Annotated in this window: 24 protein-coding genes; 10 read left to right on the top strand and 14 right to left on the bottom strand. The window is 67.5% G+C overall.

Annotated elements, in window-relative coordinates; all coding sequences use genetic code 11:
* Nucleotides 1–2: 2 nt before the first annotated feature.
* From C8C96_RS04175 to mnmG, 12 genes are all read right to left on the bottom strand, one after another.
* Nucleotides 3–416 carry a YcfL family protein gene (locus C8C96_RS04175; protein ID WP_121941529.1) on the bottom strand — a complete coding sequence of 138 codons (414 nt, stop codon included), beginning with the start codon at nt 414–416 and terminating at the stop codon, nt 3–5.
* A gap of 35 nt (nt 417–451) precedes the next feature.
* A complete protein-coding gene (locus C8C96_RS04170; RefSeq protein ID WP_121941528.1) occupies nt 452–1,975 on the bottom strand; it encodes a COG3014 family protein in 1,524 nt (507 codons plus the stop codon).
* A 333-nt stretch (nt 1,976–2,308) separates the two neighbouring features.
* Nucleotides 2,309–3,052 carry a class I SAM-dependent methyltransferase gene (locus C8C96_RS04165; protein WP_056742442.1) on the bottom strand — a complete coding sequence of 248 codons (744 nt, stop codon included), beginning with the start codon at nt 3,050–3,052 and terminating at the stop codon, nt 2,309–2,311.
* 10 nt (nt 3,053–3,062) lie between these two features.
* Nucleotides 3,063–4,421, bottom strand: a complete 1,359-nt coding sequence (locus C8C96_RS04160; protein WP_121941527.1) for a hypothetical protein — start codon at nt 4,419–4,421, stop codon at nt 3,063–3,065.
* Between the two features lie 237 nt (nt 4,422–4,658).
* Nucleotides 4,659–5,576 carry a ParB/RepB/Spo0J family partition protein gene (locus C8C96_RS04155; RefSeq protein WP_056742446.1) on the bottom strand — a complete coding sequence of 306 codons (918 nt, stop codon included), beginning with the start codon at nt 5,574–5,576 and terminating at the stop codon, nt 4,659–4,661.
* Between the two features lie 39 nt (nt 5,577–5,615).
* Entirely contained in the window at nt 5,616–5,912 is a 297-nt protein-coding gene (locus C8C96_RS04150; RefSeq protein WP_056056978.1) for a cupin domain-containing protein, read from the bottom strand.
* 25 nt (nt 5,913–5,937) lie between these two features.
* A complete protein-coding gene (locus C8C96_RS04145) occupies nt 5,938–6,144 on the bottom strand; it encodes a hypothetical protein (RefSeq protein ID WP_233584148.1) in 207 nt (68 codons plus the stop codon).
* 65 nt (nt 6,145–6,209) lie between these two features.
* Nucleotides 6,210–6,752 (bottom strand): alpha/beta hydrolase, encoded by a 543-nt coding sequence (locus tag C8C96_RS04140; protein WP_121941525.1) that lies wholly within the window; start codon nt 6,750–6,752, stop codon nt 6,210–6,212.
* 34 nt (nt 6,753–6,786) lie between these two features.
* Entirely contained in the window at nt 6,787–7,599 is an 813-nt protein-coding gene (locus C8C96_RS04135; protein ID WP_121941524.1) for a ParA family protein, read from the bottom strand.
* Nucleotides 7,600–7,623: 24 nt separating this feature from the next.
* Entirely contained in the window at nt 7,624–8,238 is a 615-nt protein-coding gene (locus C8C96_RS04130) for a LysE family transporter (RefSeq protein ID WP_056742455.1), read from the bottom strand.
* Nucleotides 8,239–8,355: 117 nt separating this feature from the next.
* Nucleotides 8,356–9,033 carry a 16S rRNA (guanine(527)-N(7))-methyltransferase RsmG gene (gene rsmG / locus C8C96_RS04125; RefSeq protein WP_370107387.1) on the bottom strand — a complete coding sequence of 226 codons (678 nt, stop codon included), beginning with the start codon at nt 9,031–9,033 and terminating at the stop codon, nt 8,356–8,358.
* Nucleotides 9,034–9,035: 2 nt separating this feature from the next.
* Nucleotides 9,036–11,033: a tRNA uridine-5-carboxymethylaminomethyl(34) synthesis enzyme MnmG gene (mnmG, locus tag C8C96_RS04120; RefSeq protein ID WP_121941522.1), complete on the bottom strand. Its 1,998-nt coding sequence runs from the start codon at nt 11,031–11,033 to the stop codon at nt 9,036–9,038.
* A gap of 326 nt (nt 11,034–11,359) precedes the next feature.
* Between mnmG and C8C96_RS04115 the strand changes: the two genes are divergently transcribed.
* The 9 genes from C8C96_RS04115 (at nt 11,360) to gstA (ending at nt 19,897) form a co-directional block, all read left to right on the top strand.
* Entirely contained in the window at nt 11,360–11,956 is a 597-nt protein-coding gene (locus C8C96_RS04115; RefSeq protein WP_121943866.1) for an NADPH-dependent FMN reductase, read from the top strand.
* A 12-nt stretch (nt 11,957–11,968) separates the two neighbouring features.
* Nucleotides 11,969–12,235: a YkgJ family cysteine cluster protein gene (locus C8C96_RS04110; protein WP_121941521.1), complete on the top strand. Its 267-nt coding sequence runs from the start codon at nt 11,969–11,971 to the stop codon at nt 12,233–12,235.
* Between the two features lie 177 nt (nt 12,236–12,412).
* Nucleotides 12,413–13,291, top strand: a complete 879-nt coding sequence (locus C8C96_RS04105) for an RNA polymerase sigma-70 factor (RefSeq protein WP_121941520.1) — start codon at nt 12,413–12,415, stop codon at nt 13,289–13,291.
* 224 nt (nt 13,292–13,515) lie between these two features.
* Nucleotides 13,516–13,971 (top strand): carboxymuconolactone decarboxylase family protein, encoded by a 456-nt coding sequence (locus tag C8C96_RS04100; RefSeq protein WP_121941519.1) that lies wholly within the window; start codon nt 13,516–13,518, stop codon nt 13,969–13,971.
* A gap of 248 nt (nt 13,972–14,219) precedes the next feature.
* On the top strand, nt 14,220–15,800 hold the full coding sequence (locus tag C8C96_RS04095) for a tail fiber domain-containing protein (RefSeq protein WP_147455642.1): 1,581 nt from the start codon (nt 14,220–14,222) through the stop codon (nt 15,798–15,800).
* Between the two features lie 14 nt (nt 15,801–15,814).
* Nucleotides 15,815–17,512: a tail fiber domain-containing protein gene (locus tag C8C96_RS04090; RefSeq protein ID WP_121941517.1), complete on the top strand. Its 1,698-nt coding sequence runs from the start codon at nt 15,815–15,817 to the stop codon at nt 17,510–17,512.
* Nucleotides 17,509–18,228 carry an Ig domain-containing protein gene (locus C8C96_RS04085; protein WP_121941516.1) on the top strand — a complete coding sequence of 240 codons (720 nt, stop codon included), beginning with the start codon at nt 17,509–17,511 and terminating at the stop codon, nt 18,226–18,228. Before C8C96_RS04090 ends, C8C96_RS04085 begins: the two co-directional genes overlap by 4 nt.
* A gap of 170 nt (nt 18,229–18,398) precedes the next feature.
* The gene (locus tag C8C96_RS04080; protein WP_121941515.1) at nt 18,399–19,172 is read left to right on the top strand and encodes a class II aldolase/adducin family protein; all 774 of its coding nucleotides are present in this window, start codon (nt 18,399–18,401) and stop codon (nt 19,170–19,172) included.
* A 116-nt stretch (nt 19,173–19,288) separates the two neighbouring features.
* On the top strand, nt 19,289–19,897 hold the full coding sequence (gene gstA / locus C8C96_RS04075) for a glutathione transferase GstA (RefSeq protein ID WP_121941514.1): 609 nt from the start codon (nt 19,289–19,291) through the stop codon (nt 19,895–19,897).
* A gap of 165 nt (nt 19,898–20,062) precedes the next feature.
* Here the strand turns inward: gstA and C8C96_RS04070 are convergent, their stop codons facing one another.
* Nucleotides 20,063–21,289, bottom strand: a complete 1,227-nt coding sequence (locus C8C96_RS04070) for a YbfB/YjiJ family MFS transporter (RefSeq protein ID WP_121941513.1) — start codon at nt 21,287–21,289, stop codon at nt 20,063–20,065.
* Between the two features lie 437 nt (nt 21,290–21,726).
* Between C8C96_RS04070 and C8C96_RS04060 the strand changes: the two genes are divergently transcribed.
* Nucleotides 21,727–22,830 (top strand): alkene reductase, encoded by a 1,104-nt coding sequence (locus C8C96_RS04060; protein WP_099731640.1) that lies wholly within the window; start codon nt 21,727–21,729, stop codon nt 22,828–22,830.
* A 104-nt stretch (nt 22,831–22,934) separates the two neighbouring features.
* Here the strand turns inward: C8C96_RS04060 and C8C96_RS04055 are convergent, their stop codons facing one another.
* Nucleotides 22,935–23,522, bottom strand: a complete 588-nt coding sequence (locus C8C96_RS04055) for a hemerythrin domain-containing protein (protein WP_056056944.1) — start codon at nt 23,520–23,522, stop codon at nt 22,935–22,937.
* Between the last annotated feature and the right edge of the window lie 54 nt (nt 23,523–23,576).

The following is a 23,576-nucleotide window of genomic DNA, read 5'->3' as shown; positions in this document are numbered from 1 at the left end:
GTTCAGCGGGGCTCAACGTTCATTTCAAGGCGCAGGTCGACCGCGGCGGCGGTAGGGGCCACGCTTTTCACGGTCTGCTGGCCCAGGCCCAGCACGCTCATCTGCTTCCAGGATTCGCCGTCGCCCACCTGGTTGCCGACGTTGTCCAGCCACTTGAAGCGGTAGAACACGGTGCGGTCGGTGCGGCCCATGTTGGCCATGTCGGCCTGCACCACCAGGATGTCGTTCTTGCGCACGATGCGCATCTCGCGCACGGCGATGCTGTTGGCTTCGCCGCGCAGGGCGACCTTGGAGGCCACGGCCAGCGGGGTGGCCGGGTCGTGCAGCTGGGCGCGGGCCGCGGTGGCCAGGGTCAGGGTGAGCGCCGCGCACGCAATGGCAGGTGCTGCGGCAGCAAGGGCGATACGGGTTCTCATGCCAGAGGCTCCTTGGATGTGGGACATGGTGGTTTTCAGTTCTTCGCGGCAGGCGCGGGCTTGGTCGAGGTGGACTTGACCGCCGACCGCGGCACTTGGCGGGCGCGGTTGTTGGTGGTGGTCGTTGTCGTCGTTGCGGCAGGCTCTGCGACGGGTGCGGCGGCCACCGTGGGCAGCTGGCCCAGCATGGCCACGTCGCCGGTCAGCACGCTGTTGTCGTACATGCGCAGGGGCACCAGGGCGTACTGGCCGTCGATCTTGATGGGCTGGGGCAGTGCGCGGCCGTTCACCGTCACCACGTGCTCGCCCGGTGGCAGGTAGCCGCGGGCCACGTACACGCGGCCGGGCAGCATGCGCCACATGCGGTCGTCCGCCTGCTCGGTGGCCACCGAGGCGGCTGCGCCGATCAGGCCGCCGACCAGGCCGCCGCGCTTTTGCAGCTCGTTTTGCAGCACGCCCTTGGCCACGGCGCGGGTGAAGCCACGCAGCACCATGCCGGGCATTTCGTCCTTGAGCGCACGGCGGGCCATCACGTTCACGTCCACCACTTTTTCCAGCTTGAGGTTGGTGCCGGCGGCAGAAATGGTGGTCAGCGGCGCGTCCTTGGAGGGCTCGATCACCGGGTAGGAGATGCTGGCCGTGACCAGGCCCCGGCCCGTGGGCACGGGCAGCGTGAACGCCTTGGGCTTGCGGGCGGGCGCGTCACCGGCTTCGACGATGAAGAGCACGTCCGTCATGCGCTGGCGGCGCTTCCAGGTGAAGCCGGTGCGCGTGTCCAGGCCGCGCAGGCCTTCTTCGAGCACGCCGGTTTCGGGCTTGAGCTCGATGGCCTTGCGGTAGCCGGGCGCTGCCAGGCCAGGCTCGTTGAGCATTTCGTACAGGAAGCCGGCCAGGTAGTGGCTCAGGGCATTCGAGTAGCCGTTCTTGAGCGCCAGCACTTCGGGGTCATTGAGCGTCTCGACGGGGTAGCCGTTGAGCTCCTTGCCGCCCGAGGTCGCGCCCTTGGACTTGGCTTCTTCTTCGGCCGCCAGGGTTTCCTTGGCGCGGAACTCGGCAATGATGGCTTCGCGCTCGTGCGTGCGCTTGATGTCCACGCGGGCGTTTTCAAAATCACCCACGGCCATGCGGTTGAGCGCCAGGCGCGTGGTCACCCACACCTTTTCGTAATCCTGGCCTTCGTAGACCTTCAGGCGTTCGCTGATCAGCGCCGCGCCCACGGTGCCCATGAGTTTGCTGGGGTTGGTCTTGGCGGTTTCTTCCCATTCCTTGACCTTGTTGTCGGCCAGCAGGAAGGCGTTGGTGCTGTCGGGGTAGCGGCGGTCCATGCGCAGCAGTTCGCCGCGTTCCATGTTGTAGAGCAGCGCCGTTTTTTCTTCTTCGGTCTTGGCCGTGCTCTCCAGGCTGGCCAGCGCGGCAGGGATGCCGCCACTGCGCCCCGCGGTTTGCATGTCGGTGGCCAGCTTGTCATGGCTCTGCATGGTGGCGCAGCCGGTGAGGGCCGCGCTCAGTGCCAGGGCCCATAGCAGGCGCGGACGGAAACGGGGTGGGTGGGCGGTCATGGATGCTCCTTGCAGATCGGTCGGTTGCTCACCAGAAACACCCCGCGCTTACCACGCGCAGCCGTGCAACAGCCCCGCCAGAGGGAGGGTGCTGTGAATACGGCGTGCGTGGTGGAAGTCCGGTCAAGGCGGGTGCTGGCAGCCCGTGCGCCCCCTCCCGGCGCGGATACGTGCTGTGTGCGGCCCCCTCTGGCTGTGAGTTTCTTGGTTGTTGTGTATGGGGTTGTAGCCAGCCGCGCAATGTAGCAAAAGCTTGTATCTTTTCTGTAACCGTGTGGGGCCGGTGACACAGACGGACACAGGGACCGGCACAGTGGGAGCATGGTGTGCATGTCATCCCTCCTGCTGCTGGCGCGGCATGCGGTACAGCCACACCACCCGCCCGCCGGGCGCGCGCAGCTGGGCGCTGGGCAGCCAGCCAGGCACCGCAAACTCCAGGCTCACCAGCCACGCGCCGGTCGCCAGCTCGGCCTGGGCCTTGGCGGCCGCGCGGGCCATGCTCTCGGGCCGCTGGAACAGGTACACCATCTGGTAGGCGCTCCAGTCGGCCTTCCACATGTCGGCACGCTGCACCCGCGCCCAGGGGCAGCGCAGGGCGCACAGCAGGCGCAGCGGCCAGCTCCACTCCAGCCCGTCGAGCTGGGCGGCAGGGTAAGCATGGCGCAAGGCCTTGAGGCCATCGCCCAGGCCACAGCCTGCGTCGAGCACCCGCGCACCCAAAGGCAGCGGCGCCTGCACGGCCAGAGACTGCAGCGCGTGGCGCGGCGTGGGGAACAGGGGCGCATCGCGCCACGCATTGAGCGGGTAGACCAGCAGCAACAGCGAGAGCGGCACCAACCACGCCCAGGTGGGCAGGCTGGCCGCCCCCAGCAGCGCCAGCGACAACGGGAACCCGGCGGCAATCAGCCCGCGCCGCCACCAGCTGTCGCCCAGCACACTGGCAGCCGTGCCAAGCAGGCAGGCGACCAGCAAAGCGGCCACCGGCGGAACCGCCCGCTGCAGCGCCACAAAGATCAGCCATGCGCACGCCCACGCCGCCAGCGCGGGCAGGGGCCAGGGCATGCGCAGGGCCAGCATGGTTCCGTTCTCAGCGGCCAAAAATGCCGCGCAGCAGATTGACGGGGTTGACCACGTTGCCCGCGTCCGTGCCGCCGTCGCCCGCAGGTGGCTGGCCTGCGGGTGCACCGCCCATGCCGCTGGAGTAAGCGCCTGTGCCGCCCGACGGTGCGCCGGGTGCCGCGCCCATGCCGCCACGGCGCCCCTGCATCTCTTCACCCAGCATGGCCATAGTGTGCGACTTCACGCGCACGCGCACCGACCATTCAGGCTCCCACGCAGCCTTGGGGTCGGCCGGGCGGGGTGGGTACACGATGTGGCTCTCGCCACCATAGGCCATCATGCGCAACATGGGCGTGGCATCGCGCCCGCCACCCGCAAAGATGCCCTGCGGGATGGCGCATTGGGTGGTCTCGGGCTGCAGCAGCACGCGCTCCTTGAGCCAGCGGTCGATGGTGGCGGGCGAGAGGTAGTCGAACAGGCCCATGCCGGTGTCCGGCGTCTCGGCGCTGGACCACATGATGAGATCGTCCCCGCTCTGTGACATGGCATGCAGGTAGTAGGCACGCGCATTGCGCACGGGCTGCCAGCTGGTGCCCATGCTGTCCTGCGGTTTGCCGGTGGTGCGCAGGTCGATGGCGGGCATCAGGTCCTGCGCCGCGCCCAGGGTAAATTTCATGGACGCAGGCACGCCGTCGCCACGCACCTGGTGCTCGCCCGCCACCGAGCTGTCCCGCGACAGGCTGACCTGGTTGCGTTCGTTGGGGTACAGCGCATAGGCCGGGCCCACGCGCGGGCCCCGATCCGGCACGGCACGGCCCGCGAAGGCCTGGGCGTAGTCGGAGGGCTTGGCACGTGCCAGATCGATCACGCGGGGCTGGCCCGCACGCACCGCGCTACCGCAGCCCCAGTACAGCAGGATGCGGCCCTTGGGCTGCTGTTGCTGGTACTCACGCGGCACTTCGCCCGGCTCGGTCTGGGTGGGCTGGGCACGCGGCGGGATCAGCGGCAGGGACTCGCCCATGCGCATGCCGGGCGGGATGGACTGGCTGGCCTCGACGCCGGGGCGCAGGCTGTTGTGCAAAGCGATATCGATGACGCGCGGCGGCATGATGGACATGGCGCGGGCGTTGCCATACGACGTGTTGCTGCCGCCCCCCATGCCCGGCGCAGCGCCGCCGCCGCCCATGCCCCCCATGAGGCCGCCGAGCATGCCGCCACCACCGGGCAGGCTGTCCATCTCGGGCATGCCGGCCATGGTGCCGGTGGACAGGTCCATCCACAGCTGCACCTTGGGAGCTTTGGTGTTTTGGGCCTGGGCGCCCAGGCTGGCAATGCACAGGCCAGCGGCCAGGCAGGCGGGGGTCAGGTAGCGCAAAGGGGTTGTCATCGGGTCTGCTCCAGGAGATACATGGATCACCCGGCAAACCATCATGGGCCGCAAAGCAGCGTCGTCGCCGCCCTGTGAAAAGGCCTTGCGGTCAACCCGGGTGTGTTGAACGCAGCGCAGTGTAGGCCCCGCAAGGACGCATTTTGCCCCTGCAAGTTACTTGTGGAAACCGTTTGTGTGCGCTATTTCACGCCATCTTGCGCGGCGACAACGCCGCACCCCGGAGCGATGAGAGGGTCAGCCGCGCAGGCGGTCGATCAAGCCGTTCAAAGCCTCCAGCGACCCGAACTGGATCGCCAGCTCGCCCATGTCCTCCACCCGGCCGTTGCGCTTGACACGTTTCTTGACGCGCACTTCGACCTCGGCCATGAGCAGGTCCGACAGTTCTTCTTCCACACGCTTGAGGTCGCGCGACTTTTCCTTCTGGGGCTTTTGCGGCACCAGGCTGAACTCGGCACCGATCTTTTTGACCAGGGCCTCGGCTTCGCGCACCGACAGCTTCTTGGCCGCGATCTGGTTGCCGGCCGTGATCTGCGCGGCGCGGTCCAGCGACAGCAGTGCACGCGCATGGCCCATGTCGATGTCGCCCGCCATCAGCATGGTCTGCACCGGCTCGGCCAGATTCAACAGGCGCAGCAGGTTGCTGGCGGCGCTGCGCGAGCGGCCCACGGCCTGGGCAGCCAGCTCGTGCGTCAGGCCAAACTCCTTGACCAGGCGCTGCAGACCCTGGGCTTCTTCCAGCGGGTTGAGGTCTTCGCGCTGGATGTTTTCGATGAGCGCCATGGCGGCGGCCGACTCGTCCGGCACATCGCGCACCAGCACCGGCACCTCGGCCAGGCCCGCCAGGCGGGAGGCCCGAAAGCGCCGCTCGCCCGCAATGATTTCGTACTTGCCCGCGTGTTCACCCCCCGTGAGGCGCCGCACCAGGATGGGCTGCATGACGCCCTGGACCTTGATGGACTCGGCCAGCTCGTACAGCGCGCCCTCGTCCATGCGCGTGCGCGGCTGGTAGACACCCGGCACCAGCTCGGAGAGCGGCAGGCTGCTGGGCAGGCCCGCTTCGGCGGCCTGGGCCTGCTCCACTTTGTCTTCGACCTTGGGGCCCAGCAGGGCTTCCAGGCCTCGGCCGAGGCCCTTGGGTTTTTTGGTGACCATGAAATGCGTCTCGCGAAAGGAAAAGGAAAGGGCTAAGAATCAGCGGTCGATGATGACCAGCGTGCCGTGGCTGCCGGGCGCCACGGCGTGGGGCACGCCAGCGGGCACGATGAACACCTCGCCCGCGTTCACCTCGGTGACCTGCCCTTGCAGGGCGAGGCGCATGCAGCCGTCCAGCACCAGCAGGGCTTCGTCAAAGTCGTGCGATTCATCGGGGTAGGCCGCGTCGTCCATGCGCAGCACCTTGACGTTGGCGCCCGCAGCCTGGCCCACCACCGTGGAGTTCCAGGCGCGGGGCAGTTGGTCGGCAATGGCGGGCAGGCTGATTTTGGTCATGGGTCGGCAACAAGGGTTCAAAACATCAACGCGCAGAGCGGCTCGCCACGCGGCGCCGCATGCGACTGCGCCACAGGCGCAGCCACACACCGAACCCGATGGCCAGCATCACCAGGGCCAGCATGAACTGCCCCAGCGCGCCCACCACCACCGCCCCGCTGGGCAGCAGCCAGGCGAGCACCACTTGCAGCGCATCGAGCGGCCAGTAGAGCGCCGCAGGACGCCGCGCCATCGTGGGTAATTGGCTCTGTGCAGCACCCGCCGTATCCGGGCGCTTGCGCCAAAAAGCCCAGCGGCTCATGCCGGGGTGGCGAGCTGCATCAGCCAGCCGCGCCCCTCGTCCCAGTCGCCCAGCCCGGATTCGGCATTGATGTGCCCGCGCTCGCCATAGTCCTCAAACCGCGCACCCCAGGCCTGGGCCAGACCTTCGGCGCGCTCGAAGCTGCAGTACGGGTCGTTGCGGCTGCCCACCAGCACGGCCGGAAACGGCAGCGGCTGGCGCGCAATGGGCGCCCAGCCGTGGATCTGCGCAGCCAGGTCGGGCCGCTCCACATCGCCCGGCGCCACCAGCAGCGCGCCGCGCACCTTGGCCGCGTGGCGGGTGTGCGCCGCCCACCAAGCGGTGAGGATGCAACCGAGGCTGTGCGCCGCCAGCACCACGGGGCCATCCGCATCGGCCACAGTTTCTTCCAGGCGCGCAGACCAGTCGCCGCGCAACGGGCGCATCCAGTCGTGCTGCTCCACGCGCTGGTAGCCGTGCGCGGCCTCCCAGCGGCTTTGCCAGTGGTCGGGGCCAGAGTTCTGCCAGCCAGGCAGCAGCAGGATGTTGGAGGCCTTCATTACTATCAAATTAATAGCTGCTGCCGCATATTCTTCAAGCGCCTGCGGCCATTCTGGCCATGGAAGAGGCTGCTGGAGGCATGGTTTGCACGCGCTCGACCATCTCCTGCGCAAACTCCACAAAGGCTTGGCTGCCCTTGGCGGCCGGGTCAAACACCACGCCGGGCAGGCCATAGCTGGGCGCCTCGGCCAGGCGCACGTTGCGCGGAATCACGCTGTTGAACACCTTGTCGCCAAAGTGGCCCTTGAGCTGGTCGCTCACCTGCTGCTGCAGCGTGATGCGCGGGTCGAACATCACGCGCAGCAGGCCGATGATCTGAAGGTCGGCATTGAGGTTGGCGTGCACCTGCTTGATGGTGTTGACCAGGTCGGTCAGGCCTTCCAGCGCGAAGTACTCGCACTGCATGGGCACGATCACGCCGTGGGCGCTGCACAGGCCGTTGAGGGTGAGCATCGACAGCGACGGAGGGCAGTCGATCAGCACGAAGTCGTAGTCACCATCGGCCTCCGCCAGCGCGGATTTGAGGCGCTTTTCGCGGTGCTCCAGCGCCACCAGTTCCACCTCGGCCCCGGCCAGTTCGCGGTTGGCGCCCAGCACCCAGTAGCCACATTTGTCCGACAGCACGGCCGCCTCTTTGACCGAGGCGGATTCGAGCAGCACGTCGTACACCGTGAGGTCGAGGCTGCGCTTGTCCACGCCCGAGCCCATGGTGGCGTTGCCCTGCGGGTCCAGGTCCACCATCAGCACGCGCTGGCCGATCTTGGCCAGGCCGGCGGCGAGGTTGACGGTGGTGGTGGTCTTGCCCACCCCACCCTTTTGATTGGCAACGCAAAAGATCTTGGCCATGTGGGTGCTGCAGTTCGTGTGGTGTTATTTGGAGATGGCCAGCTTGATGCCAAAGCCGATCAGGAAGACGCCTGCCACTTTCTCCAGCACGCGGCCGATGCGCGGGTTGGCGCGCATGCGCTCGGCCAGGTGGTGCGTGAGCAGCACGGCCGTCAGGCCATAGAGAAACGTCAGTGCCGCCACCGTGGCCGCCATCACGCCAAAAGTCAGCATGCCCTGGTGCCGGGCCGGGTCCACGAACAGCGGAAAGAACGCCATGTAGAAAACGATGGCCTTGGGGTTGAGCAAGGTGATCAGCCCGGCCTGCTTGAAATAGTGGCGCGGCTCGATGTTCAGGATGGGCTGGGCGCCCGGCTTGGCCGTGACCATCTTGAAACCCAGCCACGCCAGATAGGCGGCCCCCAGCCACTGCACCGCGTGGAAGGCCGTAGGGTAGGTGGCGAGCAACGCAGCCACACCGGCCACTGCCGCCCACATCAGCACCTGGTCGCCCGCAATCACGCCCATGGTGGCCGCCATGCCGCCGCGAATACCGCCCTTGCTGGTGGAGGTGATGAGCGCCAGATTGCCAGGGCCCGGAATGAGCAGGAACAACACGATGGCGGCGACAAAGGCGCCGTAGTCTGCGATGCCGAACATGGTTTCTCCTGGTGCGCGGGGAGGGTGCGACCGAAAGATGCACCCGGGTGAGGAGCCGAGTTTACGCGAGCCCCCTGCCCCACCCGCCGAAAAGTCGGCGCACTGAGGACAGAGCCATCAGGCCGGCTTCATCCAAATGATGCAGCGTTCCGCGTCCAGACCCGGCACCGTGAGCTGTTCCACGTGAAACACTGCCACATCCTCAGGCAGCGCAGCGATTTCCTCATGGGGATGTTTGCCCTTCATGGCCAGCCACGCGCCATGGGGCGCGGCCAGTGCGCTGCGCGACCAGGTCACGAAGTCTGGCAACGAGGCAAACGCACGGCAGCTGATGACATCGAACGGCGTGCTCAACATCTCAACCCGAGCATGCACGCCGTGCAGGTTGCGCAACTTGAGCGCCACTGCTGCCTGCTGGATGAACGCTGCCTTCTTGCCCACGGTGTCCACGCAACTCACATCCACATCCGGGCAGCAGATGGCAAACACCACGCCGGGGAGGCCGCCGCCCGACCCGACATCCAGCAGCTTCACCGCCGCCACCCCACCCTGCTGCAGGCCCGCCACATGCCGCCGCAGCGGCGCCACGGCGGCCAGGCTGTCCAGCAGGTGGTGCGTCATCATCTCCTGCGGGTCACGCACGGCGGTCAGGTTGTAGACCTTGTTCCACTTTTGCAGCAGAGCCAGGAAATCCATCAACAGGGAAACCTGCGCATCGCTCAGGCCCAGCGCCAGAGCGTCGACCCCGGCTTGCAATTGTTGGTGCAGGCTGTCGTGGTTGCTGTTCACCGCCATCGTCATGCCGCCACTTCGCCTTCTGCCTTGGATGGCATGGCGGGTGCCACGGCGAACTCCTTGAACCCACCCTTCTTCAGATGCACCAACAGCAGCGAGATCGACGCAGGCGTAATGCCCGTGATGCGCGAGGCATGGCCCAGGGTCTCGGGCCGGTGGCGGGTGAGCACCTGGCGCGCCTCGATGCTCAGTGCGGTGACCTGCATGTAGTCCAGGTCGGGCGGCAGGCGCAGCTTCTCGAAGTGGGCAGCGCGCTCCACCTCGCCCTTCTGGCGGTCGATGTAGCCTGCATACTTGGCGGCAATCTCCACCTGCTCCAGCACAGGGTCGCTCAGGTCACCCAGGGTTTCACGTGAAACATCGGCCGATGCGTACTTGCCGCCGTCCATCGACACCAGGTTGGCGTAGCTCACATCGGGGCGGCGCAGCAGTTCGAACAGGTTGTATTCGTGCTCGATGCTCTTGCCCAGCACCCGCTCCGACTCGGCGGCAGGCAGATTGCGCGGGTTCACCCAGGTGGCCTTCAAGCGCTCTGTTTCACGTGAAACCGCATCGCGCTTGCGGCTGAAGGCATCCCAGCGCGTATCGTCCACCAGGCCCATCTGGCGCCCCACTTCCGTCAGGCGCATGTCCGCGTTGTCCTCGCGCAGCTGCAGGCGGAACTCGGCCCGGCTGGTGAACATGCGGTAGGGCTCGGTCACGCCCTTGGTGATCAGGTCGTCCACCAGCACACCCAGGTAGGCCTCGTCGCGGCCGGGCAGCCAGGGCGCATCGCCCCGACACTGCAACGCGGCGTTGATGCCGGCAAACAGCCCCTGCGCTGCCGCCTCTTCATAGCCCGTGGTGCCATTGATCTGCCCGGCAAAGAACAGGCCCTGGATCTGGCGGGTCTCGAAGCTGCTCTTGAGCGAGCGCGGGTCGAAGTAGTCGTATTCAATGGCGTAGCCAGGGCGCAGGATGTGCGCGTTCTCCAGCCCCGGCATGCTGCGTACCAGGTCGTACTGGATGTCGAACGGCAGGCTGGTGCTGATGCCGTTGGGGTAAAACTCGTGCGTGGTCAGGCCTTCGGGCTCCAGAAAGATCTGGTGGCTGTCCTTGTCGGCAAAGCGGTTGATCTTGTCTTCCACACTCGGGCAGTAGCGCGGGCCCACGCCCTCAATCTTGCCGGTGAACATGGGGCTGCGGTCAAAGCCACTGCGGATGATCTCGTGCGTGCGTTCGTTGGTGTGGGTGATCCAGCAGGGCACCTGCTTCGGGTGCAGGGCGGCCCCACCGTACGCATGCGCCATGAAGCTGAACACAGGCACCGTGCCCTCGTTCACGCCGCCGGGCATGCCGTCGCCGGGTTGTTCGGTGCACTTCGAGAAGTCGATGCTGCGCCCGTCGATGCGGGGCGGCGTGCCGGTTTTGAGGCGCCCTTGCGGCAGCTTCAGCTCCTTGAGGCGCGCCGACAGCGACACCGCCGGCGGGTCCCCTGCCCGGCCAGCCGCGTAGTTGTTCAGGCCCACATGGATCTTGCCGTCCAGAAAGGTGCCCGCCGTGAGCACCACGGTGCGGCTGCGGAAGCGGATGCCCACCTGCGTCACGGCGCCCACCACGCGGTCGCCTTCCACCATCAGGTCGTCCACCGCCTGCTGGAACAGCCACAGGTTGGGCTGGTTCTCCAGCATGCGGCGGATGGCGGCCTTGTACAGAATGCGATCGGCCTGGGCGCGCGTGGCCCGCACGGCCGGGCCCTTGGAGCTATTGAGGATGCGGAACTGGATGCCACCCTCGTCCGTGGCCAGCGCCATGGCCCCGCCCAGCGCATCCACCTCTTTCACCAGGTGGCCCTTGCCGATGCCCCCAATGCTCGGGTTGCAGCTCATCTGCCCCAAGGTCTCGATGTTGTGGGTCAGCAGCAGCGTTTTGCTGCCCATACGGGCAGCGGCCAGCGCGGCCTCGGTGCCTGCATGGCCACCGCCGACAACGATCACATCAAATTCCTGGGGGTACAACATGGGGGTGCTCCGGGGCCCGGGGGGCCCGACATTCAAAACCGCCCTCCCTCCTGCGACGGCCCAACGAGGGCGGGTCGCACGACGGCGGGATGCATCATTCGCCAGCCATCGGGGCGGCAAGGGTGCAAGGGGAAACCCACGATTTTCCCACCTTTGCATGCTTTTTGTGCAAAGCCCTGGTGACAGCGGTTGCGCCACCCATCCGCGGCGCTACCAGCCCCTGCTGCCTTGGGCAGGTGTTTCACGTGAAACAAGCGCCCGCCCCACACGCCGGAGGGCGGCAGCTTGCAGTATTCCTGCCGTGGCTTTGTGCTCCAATGGCCCGCATGACCACCCAACTTCTCATCTTCGCGGGAAGCACCCGCCAGCAATCCTTCAACCGCAAACTGGCCCACGCCACCGCTGCCATCGCGCGCGATGCAGGGGCCAGCGTCACGCTGATGGAGCTGTCGGACTTCAACATCCCGCTGTACAACGCCGACCTCGAAGCCCAGGGCACGCCTGCCGACGTGATCCGGCTCAAGGAAATCCTCTGGCAGCACCCGGCCTGGATCATCTGCTCGCCCGAGTACAACGGCAGCTACACCGCCCTGCTCAAGAACACCATCGACTGGGCCTCCAGCCCCGTCAAGGGCAACCCCGACTGGCAGGACGGTGGCAAGAGTTTTCGCGGCAAGGTCGTGGGCATGCTGAGTGCCTCGCCCGGCGCACTGGGCGGCCTGCGCTCGCAAAGCCACCTGGCACCCCTGCTGATCAATGCCGAATGCTGGCTGGCGCCCAAGGCGTTTGCCCTGGGCTCGGCAGCCAGCGCGTTTGACGATAGCGGCGCCCTCGTCCAGCCAGCCCACCGCGACCGCGTGCGTGCCGTGGTGGACCAGGTGCTGTGGGGCGCCAGCCGCCTGCAGCCCGCTGGCGGCCAATAAGGCGGCCCGCCCGTGGACTGCCGCCCCGGTTGCGGCGCCTGCTGCACCGCCCCCTCCATCAGCTCGCCCATCCCCGGCATGCCACTGGGCAAGCCGGCCGGGGTGCGGTGCATTCAGCTGGCGGATGATGCGCGCTGCCGCATCTTTGGCCAACCCGAGCGCCCGGCGGTGTGCGCGGGGCTGATGCCCTCTGCCGAGATGTGCGGCAGCAGCCAGGCGCACGCCCTGCGCTACCTGTCGCGGCTGGAATCGCTCACGCAGCCGGCCGCGCGCCCGTAGCCTGTCTCCCGGTGCCACGGAGGGACACTGCAGGCGTTTCAAGCCCCAAAGTGAACTCAAGCGCTAGTGCCACATGCACTAGCAGCTATAAAAACGATAGTTCCAAGCCAGGCTGTCACAAACCGCAGGTGTGCGCCGTCTGTGCTTCACTGAAAGCACTCCACCGCCGCCATTGCCATGACCACCTCTACCGACCCCTTCACCACCCTGCGCCCTCGCCTCTTTGGCATTGCCTACCGCATGCTGGGTGTGCGGGCCGACGCCGAGGATGTGCTGCAGGACGCCTGGCTGCGCTGGAGCCGCACCGACGCCAGCACCCTGCAGTCGGCCGAGGCCTGGCTGGTGACCATTGTCACGCGGCTGTCCATCGACCGGCTACGGGCGGCCAAGGCCGAGCGCGAGGCCTATGTGGGCTGGTGGCTGCCCGAGCCGCTGGTGGAGCTGGACGCGCACACCCCCGAGTCGGCGGCGGAACTGGCGGGCGAGCTGTCGGTGGCGTTCATGTATGTGCTGGAGCGGCTGGGGCCCGAGGAGCGCGCGGCCTTTTTGCTGCGCCAGGTGTTCGACTACGACTACCCCGAGATCGCCGCCCAGCTGGGCAAGACCGAGGCCAGCTGCCGCCAGATGGTGCACCGCGCCAGCGAGCGCGTGCAGCAGGCGCGCACCCGCTTTGAGGTGCCGCAGGCGGTGCACCACCAGCTGCTGCAACGCTTCATGAATGCCGCCCAGAGCGGGGACCGCCACGCCATCGAGGCGCTGCTGAGCGAAGACGCCCAGCTCATCGGCGACGGCGGCGGCATCGTGCCCTCGTTTCCCAAGCCGCTGGTGGGGCCGTTTCGCATCACCAACCTGTACTGGGCGGTGTTCCGGCGCCTGGGCGCGCAGGTGGTCTACCGCATGGCGCTCATCAATGGCGAGCCGGGCCTGCTGCGCTATGTGGACGGGCGCATCGAGTCGGCCCAGGCGTTTGTGACCGATGGCGAGCGCATCGTGGCCATCTACGCGGTGCGCAACCCGGACAAGCTGGCCGGCATCCCGGCCATGCTGCCGCTGTAAAGATACGGGCATAGCACCGTTCGCGCAGACCATCACGCGGGCAGCTCCGGCGAGTGCGCCAGGGCAGAAAAAACGCAGTCCACCTGTCACAACCCGGCACGGTGCAGCGTCTTGAAGGGTATGGAAGACGGCAGTGTGGCCACACGGTAGCAAGGCCACAAGGCTACACACGAGCGCCGTCTTTCACCACCGTTATCAACACCCTTTCACACCAGGAGTTTTCCATGTCGCAACACAGTGCCCGCCTGCCCTACCACCAACTGTCGTCCAAGGCCTTCATGGGCTTGGTCAACGTCTCTGAAACCATCAAGAAAGGCCCACTGGGCACCCGGCTGGCCGAGCTGGTGTTTCTGCGCATCTCGCAGATCAACGGCTGCGCCTACTGCATGGACATGCACTGGAGCGCGCTCGTCAAGGACGGCGCCGATCCGCGCCACCTCAACGCTGTGGCTGGCTGGCGCGAGGCACCGTTCTTCAGCGAACGCGAACGCGCCGCCTTCCGCTGGGCCGAGATCATCACCGCCACACCCCACAGCGACGCGAGCGATGACGAATACGCCAAGCTGAAGGCCCTGTTCTCCGACGCCGAGATTTCCGACCTGGGCTTTGCCATCGCCATCATCAACGCCTGGAACCTGCTGAACGCGGGCATGCGCGCACCGATTCCAGGAGCAGCCTGACCGCGCTCGGCAGGGCGGCAAAGCGGCGGCGCGCTCGGCGAGAACACACCCGCCAACCCGCCCGCATGATGTATCACAAAAACAACAATCGCCCTCGCGCATTTCTCGATTGACGCATCAGCACTGGTCATTCAGACTCAATTTGTTTCTACGAGTAACCAACGGCAAGCACGCGGCGAACATGCCACCCTGACCGTGTCGGTGCTCCTTGGTAGCCCTTCTCCGCCCGCGCTTTCGAGAACACCGCCATGAACCTTCTGCACCGAGCCTCGATGGCCCTGGTGGCGAGCCTGATCGCCACCACCTGCGCTGCCCAGAGCGCTGCCCCGTCCATCGCCACCACCCGCCAGGCCGATCGCATCACCTGGACCCCCAGCACAGCCCACGGCGCGGCCAAGCTGCGGCTGGCGCGCCCCGACGGCAGCACCACCGATCTGGCGTTCGCGCGCGCGCCCATCGTGCTGGAACCCCGCAGCGCGGGCCTGGCCGACGGACGCTACTTTTATGAACTGAGTCTGGACCCGCCTCCGCTCATGGACCCCGCCCTGGCCCAGGCCACGCTATCCCAGCGCATCGTGTCAGGCTCCTTTGTCGTGGCTCAGGGTCAGTTACAGGTGGGCGGCACCGAATACAGCGTGCCGGCGCCACGCACCAAGGCGGCAGCCACGTTCTCCACCAAGGACCAGGTGGTTGCCGACGACCTGATCGTGCAGGGCAGCCTCTGCGCCGGGCTCGACTGCGTGAACAACGAGTCCTTCGCCTTCGACACGGTGCGGCTCAAGGGCGCCAACCCCATCATCCATTTTGAGGACACCAGCACCGGCGCCTTCCCCACCAACGACTGGCGCATCAGGGCCAACGACGCTGCCTCGGGCGGCGCCTCCTACCTCGCCATCGAGGATGCGGCCACTGGCAACCAGGTTTTCAGCGTCAGTGCCGGGGCCCCCACCAACAGCCTCTACGTCAGCTCCGGCGGCGACCTGGGCTTGCGCACCGCCACACCGGTGCTGGACGTACATGCCCTGACGGGTGACACGCCAGGGGTCCGCCTGGAGCAGTCCTCAGCGGGCGGCTTCACGGCGCAGACCTGGGATATCGCTTCCAACGAGGCCAATTTCTTCGTACGCGACGTCACAGGTGGCTCACGCCTACCGCTGCGCATACGCCCTGGAGCACCCACCAGCAGCCTGGACATCGCGGCATCGGGCAATGTCGGCCTGGGCACTGCCTCGCCAGCCGCTGCACTGCATGTGTTGCGCACCGACGGCACGGCCCAAGTCCTGGTCCAGGAAACCAGCGGCACAGCCGCACAGCGCACCCTGCTGAACCTGACCAACAACGGCCCGGCCACGCTGCGCTTCACCACGGCAGCGGCCACCGGTTGGGACATGACAGCCGGCACCACGCTCACACTGGCCACACAGGGCGCGGGTACCCCTCAGTTCACGCTGGCGGCCAACGGCAACCTGGCCATCACCGGAACGCTGAGCACCGGCTCCAGCCGCACGCTCAAGACGGGCATCGAGCCCATCAACGGCAGCAGCCTGCTGGCCAAAGTGCTGAGCCTGCCGCTGTACCACTGGCGCTACACCGCGAGCCCCACACAGGAACGCCACGTCGGCCCCATGGCCGAAGACTTCCGCAAGATCTTCCAGCTCGGCCAAGACGACAAGAGCCTGGCGCCCGGCGACCTCGCGGGCGTGACCCTGGGGGCCGTGCAGGAGCTGGCTCGCAAGGTGACAGAGCGCGAGGCCGACATTGCGGCGATCCGGGCCCGCATCTCCCTGCTCGAAGCCCAGATGGCGGTCCCCGCCAAGCCCGTACGCTGAAGGGGTCGCTAGCCATGCACCACCACAACCCCTCGCAGAGCCGGCCAAAACCGCGCACTGCCGCCCTGCTGATGATGGCCACGGCACTCGCAGCGTCGCTGCTGTGCCAGAACGTGCAGGCACAACAACCGGAGGCCGCCGCCAGCGCCGCCGCTGTCACAGTCCGCCTGCTGGCCCAGCGGCTGGAGTGGACACCCGCCGCGCCCCATGGCCGTGCCGTGCTGCGCGTCGCGCGCGACGGCGGCACGCCCCAGGACTTCGTGCTGCGCAGCCCGCTGGTGTTCTCCCTGCAGGACACCCCTCTGCCCGACGGGCGCTACGTCTACGAACTGACACTCGCACCTGCCACCAGCGCAGTGCGGCGCGACGATGCCGCTGTAGCTCCAGCAGCGCCCGCAGCCAGCCCCTTAGGTGCCCAGTTCAGCGGCTACGTGACCGTGGCCGGTGGCTCTTTCGTGCTGCCGCCTCAGGCACCGCCGCGTGGCGAGGTCGGTGCGGCGGACAGCACCACCACAGCACCTGCCGCCATCCGGGCCAGCACGCGCATGACCACCAAGGACCAAGTGGTCGCCGACGACCACATCGTCCAGGGCAGCGTCTGCACCGGACTCGACTGCGTCAACAACGAGGTTTTTGGCGATGACACCCTGCGGCTGAAGGAAAACAACACCCGCATCGGTTTCTGGGACACCCGGCTCACGCCATTTCCCAACAACAGATGGACCCTGGTCGCCAATGACACCGCCAGCGGTGGGGCCAGCTACATGGCCATCGAGGATGCCACGGGCGCCAAACTCCCCGCACGCTGGATGGCCGGCGCACCGGCCCACAGTCTTCACGTGAGCCCACAGGGGCGGGTGGGCATCCGAACGGCCGTGCCCGCGCTGGACCTGCACATGCTGACCACCGATACCCCAGGGGTACGGCTCGAGCAAAGCAACACCAGCGGCTTCACAGCCCAGACCTGGGACATTGCCGGCAACGAGGCCAATTTCTTCGTGCGCGACGTCACGGGCGGCTCGCGCCTGCCCCTGCGCATCCGGCCTGGGGCACCGCACTCCAGCCTCGACATCGCCGGCAGCGGCAACGTCGGCCTGGGGACTCCCCGCCCCGTGGCGTCGCTGAACCTGCGCCGAAGCGACGGCACCGGCACCTTGCTGATTGACAACAGCGCGGCGCCCCCCGCCACGCGCGTGCAGATGGAGCTACAGAACAACGGCGCCATCGCAGCGCGCCTGGCGCATGGCACGGGCTCAGCGTACTGGACCCAGCACACCACTACGTCCAGTGTCAGCCTGGCCCCGAGCGGCAGCGGCAGCAACGCGTTGTCGGTACAGTCGAGCGGCGGCCTGGTGATCGCCGGTACGCTCAGCCAGGGCTCCAGCCGCACGCTCAAGCACCACATCACAGCGGCGCCGGTCCATGTCATTCTGGGCGAGGTGGCGCAGCTGCCGCTGTATGCCTGGCGCTACCTGAGCGACCTCAACGCCAGCCTGCACCTGGGCCCCATGGCCGAAGACGTGCACCACCGCTTCCAGCTGGGCGCTAGCCCGCAGACGCTTGCACCCAGCGATGTCGCGGGTCTGGCCGCCGCGACAGTCCAGGCTTTGCACCAGAAGCTGGCTGCCAAGGATGAGGAACTCCTGGCCTTGGCGGAACGCCTCTCAGCCCTGGAACGGCAGCTCCAACGCAAGCGCGGAGGTGCGCAATGATGGCCCGCGCAGCCCGGGCTGCGGCCACCTGGTGCCGACAACTCCTGGCAGGAGCAGGGGCCGCAGGCCTCTTGCTGTGGAGCGCTACCGCCGCAGCCCAGAGCATCAACGTCACGCCCTCCTCCATTCCCGTCCCGGTGCAGGGTGTGCCTTATAGCGTGACCTTCGTGGGCAGCAATGGCGTGGCGCCGTACCAGTTCCTGGTCAGCACCGGTGTGCTACCCGTCGGCCTGAGCCTGTCAGCCAGTGGCGCCCTCACGGGAACCCCTACTACCGCAGCGGCCTACAGCTTCACCATCACGGTGTCCGACTTCCTGGGCCGCGAGCTGGACCTGACAGGCACGGGCGCCGTGACCAGCACGCTGGTCATCACCCCGCCTCCCGCACTCCTTGTCAACATTCCCTACAGCGGACAGATACAGGTGACTGGCGGCACAGGTCCCTACACCTTTGCCATCAACTCGGGCACGCTGCCACCAGGCATGTCGCTCAGCGCCAGCGGCATGCTGGTCGGCACACCCACGGCTCCCGGCAGCTACGTGCTGGTCATCCAGGTCACAGATGCCAATGGCCTGTCCTCGGTCATCACGCTGAACATCAATGTGACGGCCCTAGCCACGGGGATTCCTGTCAATGAGCCCTGGATGCTGGCTCTGGCGGCGCTGGGACTGGGCTGGCTCGGGCGGCGGCAACTTCGGCAGCGTCAGCAGTACTGACGCGCTGACGCTGAACGCACAGGCGGTCAGACTGCAGTGTGGCTGCTCCTGGACCACAGGGGCGGCCATTCCGTCCGTTGTGCGTCAGGTGTAGCCTGCCTGACAGACCCTCGGGCAAGACCGCCCTACAGTGGCGTTTCCCACCTCTACAAAAAGCGGAGACACCACCCATGCTCAACATCCCCTCGCTGCAAGGCAGCGTCAGCCCAGAAGAATGGCAGCTGCGCTGCGACCTGGCCGCCTGCTACCGGCTCGTCGCGCTGTACGGCTGGAGCGACCTGGTCTTCACCCACATCAGCGCCAAGCTGCCCGAATCGGTGTCGGGTGCGGGCGAGCACCACTTTCTCATCAATCCCTACGGCCTCATGTTCGACGAGATCACGGCGTCGAGCCTGATCAAGGTGGACATGCTGTGCAACAAGCTGCACGACTCGCCCTTCCCTGTGAACCCTGCCGGGTTCGTGATCCACAGCGCCGTGCACGAGGCCCGGCCCGAGGCGGGCTGCGTGCTGCACACCCACACACGCGCCGGCGTGGCAGTGAGCGCGCAAAAGGGCGGCGTGCTGCCCATCAGCCAGCAAAGCACCTTTGTGCTGGGCTCGCTGGCGTACCACGAGTACGAAGGCGTGGCCTTCCGCGACGAAGAAAAGCCGCGCCTGCAGGCCGACCTGGGCGAAGCCAACTTCCTCATGCTGCGCAACCACGGGCTGCTCACCGTGGGCAAGACCATTGCCGACGCCTTCCTGTCCATGTATACCTTCGAGAACACCTGCCGCATCCAGATCGACGCGCAGGCCGGCGGCGAACTGACGCAGGTGAACCCGCAGATCGTGAGAGGCGTGGCCCAGGCCATGCGCGTGCAGACCGGCGGCCTGGGCGGCGCTTTTGCCTGGCCCGCGCTGCTGCGCAAGGTGCAGCGCGACCTGCCTGGATACGACAGCTGACGCGACCCCTCCCCGCTGCACCACGCAGCGGGCGCCGGGGTTGCGCCCCGGCGCCTGCAAGAATCCGGCGCAGCGCATAGGATCGGCGGTTTCCGACCGTTTTCAAGGACCGATCCATGAAGCTTTACTACTCCCCCGGCGCCTGCTCCCTGTCCCCCCACATCGCCTTGCAAGAGGCCGGCCTGGCCTACACCCCCGTGCTGGCCAGCACCAAGAGCCACAAGCTGCAGGACGGCACCGACTACTACACCATCAATGCGCTGGGCTACGTGCCCGTGCTGGAGCTGGACAACGGCGACCGCCTGCGCGAAGGCCCGGCCATCGTGCAATACATCGCCGACCAGGTGCCCGACAAGCAGCTCGCCCCTGCCAACGGCACCCTGGCGCGCTACCGCCTGCAAGAGTGGCTGACCTTCATCGGCACCGAGCTGCACAAGGGCTTCAGCCCCCTGTTCAACCCCGCCACCCCCGAGGAATACAAGCCCATGGTGCGCGAGCGCCTGCTGCAACGCCTGCAGTGGGTGGATGGCCAGCTCGCCGGCAAGCAGTACCTGATGGGCGACCAGTTCACCGTGGCCGACGGCTACCTGTTCACCGTGACCAACTGGACCCAGCCCACCAAGCTCGACATCTCCGGCCTGGCCAACCTGGCGGCCTACCGTGAACGCGTGGGTGCGCGGCCTGCGGTGCAAGCGGCGATGAAGGCAGAAGGCCTGCTGAAATAGGGACACCCCCCTGAGGGGCTGCGCGCCTTCCCCCCGCTCTCGCTACGCGGGCAGGGGGACAACGCCATCGCTGCGGGGCGGCCCTTGCTCGGCGTTCCTGGCCTAGGCCCCGCCAGTATCGATTGGGAGCGCGCAGCTCGACGCGCAGCCAAAACTCCAGATGCGCTACAGCGGCTTCTGCCTCCAAGCCACCAGCGCCCCCACCCACAACGCGCAGGCTGAGAACACCAGCCCGCGCGCGAGGCCTCCAGCGCCATCGGCAATCCAGCCCACCACCGTGGGCCCCACGATCTGCCCGGCCGCAAACACGATGGTGAACGCGCTGATGCCGCTGGCCCACAGCGCCTGCGGCAGGTTGTGCCGCACCAGCGCCGTGGTCGAGGCCACCACCGACAGGAACACCCCGCCAAACAACAGCCCCGAGGCCAGCACCACGGGCCAGGCGCCCGTGATGGCGGGCAGGATCGTGGCCACGCCCAGCAGCGCATTGAGCCGCGCAAGGGCCTCTCCGCCCCGGCTGCGGTCCAGCAGCCCGGCCCAGATGCGCGACGACAGCACCACGGCCAGCCCCAGCAGGGCGTAGAACAGCGTCACCTCGCCCGCACCCCGGCCCTGCTCGCGCAGCAGCGCCACCACAAAGGTCATGTAGCCGATATAACCCACGCCAAACAGGCCGTAACCCAGCAGCGCAGGGGCCAAGGCCCGCCAGCGCACGCGGTCGGGCGCCACAGCCCCCGGTTTGCTCCCGGATGCAGCTACCACAGGTGCAGCCAGCCCGCTCAACACCCGCGCCGGCCACAGCAATGCAACCGTAGCCACCACACAGGCCAACGCCAAGGCCCACCAGGCCCAGGTCCAGCCATGCGGCGCGGGCGCCACACCCAGCACGGCTGGCACCAGCAAAGCCGATAGGCTGATGCCCCAGCCCGTGCCGCCGTAGTACAGGCCCAGCAGCAAGCCGCTGCGCCCCGGCACCTGGGCACCCAGCCGCGCCGCGAGCAAGCCCCCGGCAATGAACACCAGCGCACTGGCCCCGCCGGCCAGCAGGCGCTGCACCAGCAAGGGCGCTGCCTGTGTGAAAAAGCCGCTCAGACCCATGAACACCGTGGCCATCACCGCACCCGCCAGCAGCACTGCCCCGGGCGCCGCGCGCCGCAACAGCCAGGGTGTGGCCAGAGCGCCCAGCAGATAGCCCAGCGCGTTGGCCGTGTTCATGCCCCCGGCCAGCGTGTACGACCAGCCCAGGTCTTCGCGCATGGGCGGCAGCAACAGGGCATAGGCAAACCGCGTGATGCCCAGCGAAATGGCGGCGCCCATCGACAGGGCCACGGCGAGCCACAGGCTGTGCAACGGGGAGATGGAAAGCGGTGCGAAGGACGGTGGCGAAGGCATGGCGGTCCATTCTCATGCAACAGCACCCGCGCCGCTTGCCCCGCCGGGACAGCACGGGGCTAACACAAAACCGGAGCCCTTGTTGACGCCAGTGCGCTGCACGTTTTGCGCTGCAGCATTAAGCTCCAAGAGCCTGTTGGCGATCTCGCAGGGGATCGCGTTGGAGCGCAATCGGGATGAGTGGATGCTTCGGATGCGCCGCATGGGCTCATGCCCATGCAAGCAGCTGGGGCGTCCAATCACCCGATTTCGCTCCAACCCTTCGGGCAGTGGCCTTTGCGGGCGGTCTGCGGCGTTGCGGCGCTTGTGGATAGCGGGGCTATCCACTGCGCCGCGCCTTGCATCCCCTCCCGCAAAGACCGCTGCGCGACCCCTGGGAGATCGTCAACAGGCTCTTTGCTGCTTTTTTTGCACTGAGCTTTTCAGGACCACTCACCATGACCTCATTGTTTGAACCCACCCGCGCGGGCGACCTCCAGCTGGCCAACCGCATCGCCATGGCGCCGCTCACGCGCAACCGCTCGCCCGAGGCCATCCCCACCGACCTGGTCGCCACCTACTACGCGCAGCGCGCCAGTGCCGGCCTCATCATTTCCGAGGCCACGGCCATCAGCCCGCAAGCCCAGGGCTATGCCGATGTGCCCGGCCTGTACGGCACCGAGCAGCTGGACGGTTGGAAGAAGGTCACCCGCGCCGTGCACGACGCCGGCGGCAAGATCGTGGTGCAGCTGTGGCATGTGGGCCGTGTCTCGCACACCGACCTGCAGCCGGGCAACGCCGCACCCGTCGCACCCTCGGCCGTGCAGGCCAACACCAAGACCGTGCTCATCAAGGACGGCGTGCCCACCTTCACCCCCACCTCCATGCCCCGCGCACTCGACGCCGAAGAGATCCCCGGCATCGTGCAGGACTACCGCCACGCCGCGCGCAACGCCATTGCGTCGGGTTTTGACGGTGTGGAAATCCACGCGGCCAACGGCTACCTGATCGACCAGTTCCTCAAGACCGGTGCCAACCAACGCACCGACGACTACGGCGGCAGCATCGCCAACCGCGCCCGTCTGCTGCTCGAAGTGACCCGTGCCATCGTCGAGGAAATCGGCGGTGGCCGCACCGGCATCCGCCTGTCGCCCGTCACGCCCGCCAACGACATCGTGGACGCCGACCCACAACCCCTGTTCGACCACGTGGTGCGCCACCTGGGCCCGCTGGGCCTGGCCTACATCCACGTCATCGAAGGCGCCACCGGCGGCCCGCGCGAGGTGGAAGGCCGCCCCTTCGACTACGCCGCGCTCAAGGCCGCCTACCGTGCAGCGGGCGGCAAGGGTGCGTGGATGGTCAACAACGCCTACACCCGCGAGCTGGCCGATGCCGCCCTGGCCAAGGGCGCCGACATCGTGGCCTTTGGCCGCCCCTTCATCGCCAACCCCGACCTGGTAGCGCGCCTGAAAGCCAACGCACCGCTCAACGAGGTGAACCGCGCCACGCTGTACGGCGGCGGGGCCGAGGGGTACACGGACTACCCGGCGCTCAGCGCCTGAGTCCGCACCGCGCCGGAACGGCCCCATGGGGCCGCACCGGTTGCAGCTGCCGCTGCACGAGCCAGCGATCGCCTGCCGCAGTCAGCACCAAGCGGCGCAGTCGGTCAGGAGGGTGAGCCGAGCCCGATCGGACTGGGCGCCCGCATGACGATGCGGGTGAAGAGCCGGTCATAGGCCGCGTCGCGCGGCTTGCCCGGGGCCAGCGGGTTGGTGTTGCTGGCAAAAGCTGCGTCGATGGCAGTCCAGTCGCCCGGCTGCAGAGTCTCCTGGGCGGCGGGCAGCACCACGGTTTCTTCCAGGCGCATGTGCTCCAGGTAAAAGCGGATGTAGCGCTCCAGCGCCAGCGCAAACGCCTCGCGGCGCGCGTCGCCCATCAGCTCCCAGCCCAGCAGCAGGTGCTGCAGTTCGCGCACGGCGGCCTCGCCGCCCTCATGGTCACGCTCCAGCTGGGCGATGGCCTCGGCCGCCTGGGGTGAGCGCTCAGCCACCCTGGGGAACAGCCACTGCGACTCCTTGGGGTGGTGCTGGCGCTCGGGAAACTCGTCGATGTAGAACAGCATCGCCCGCATCACGTCAAAGAACGCGGCGGGCTCGTCGCCCGGGCCCTGGTCCAGCATCAGGCGCAGCGAGTGCAGCACCGCCGCAAGCGACGCATGCTCTTCGCGAATGGTTCGCAGACTGATCGACGGCATGGCGCACTCCCCAGGTTCAACAAGGCCCCAAGGGTGCCACGCGCGCACGGGTGC

It is taken from the genome of Acidovorax sp. 100 (assembly GCF_003688355.1).
Lineage (GTDB): Bacteria > Pseudomonadota > Gammaproteobacteria > Burkholderiales > Burkholderiaceae_C > Acidovorax > Acidovorax delafieldii.
Note: the sequence above shows the minus strand (reverse complement) of the source record. Positions and strands in the feature narration are given on the sequence as shown.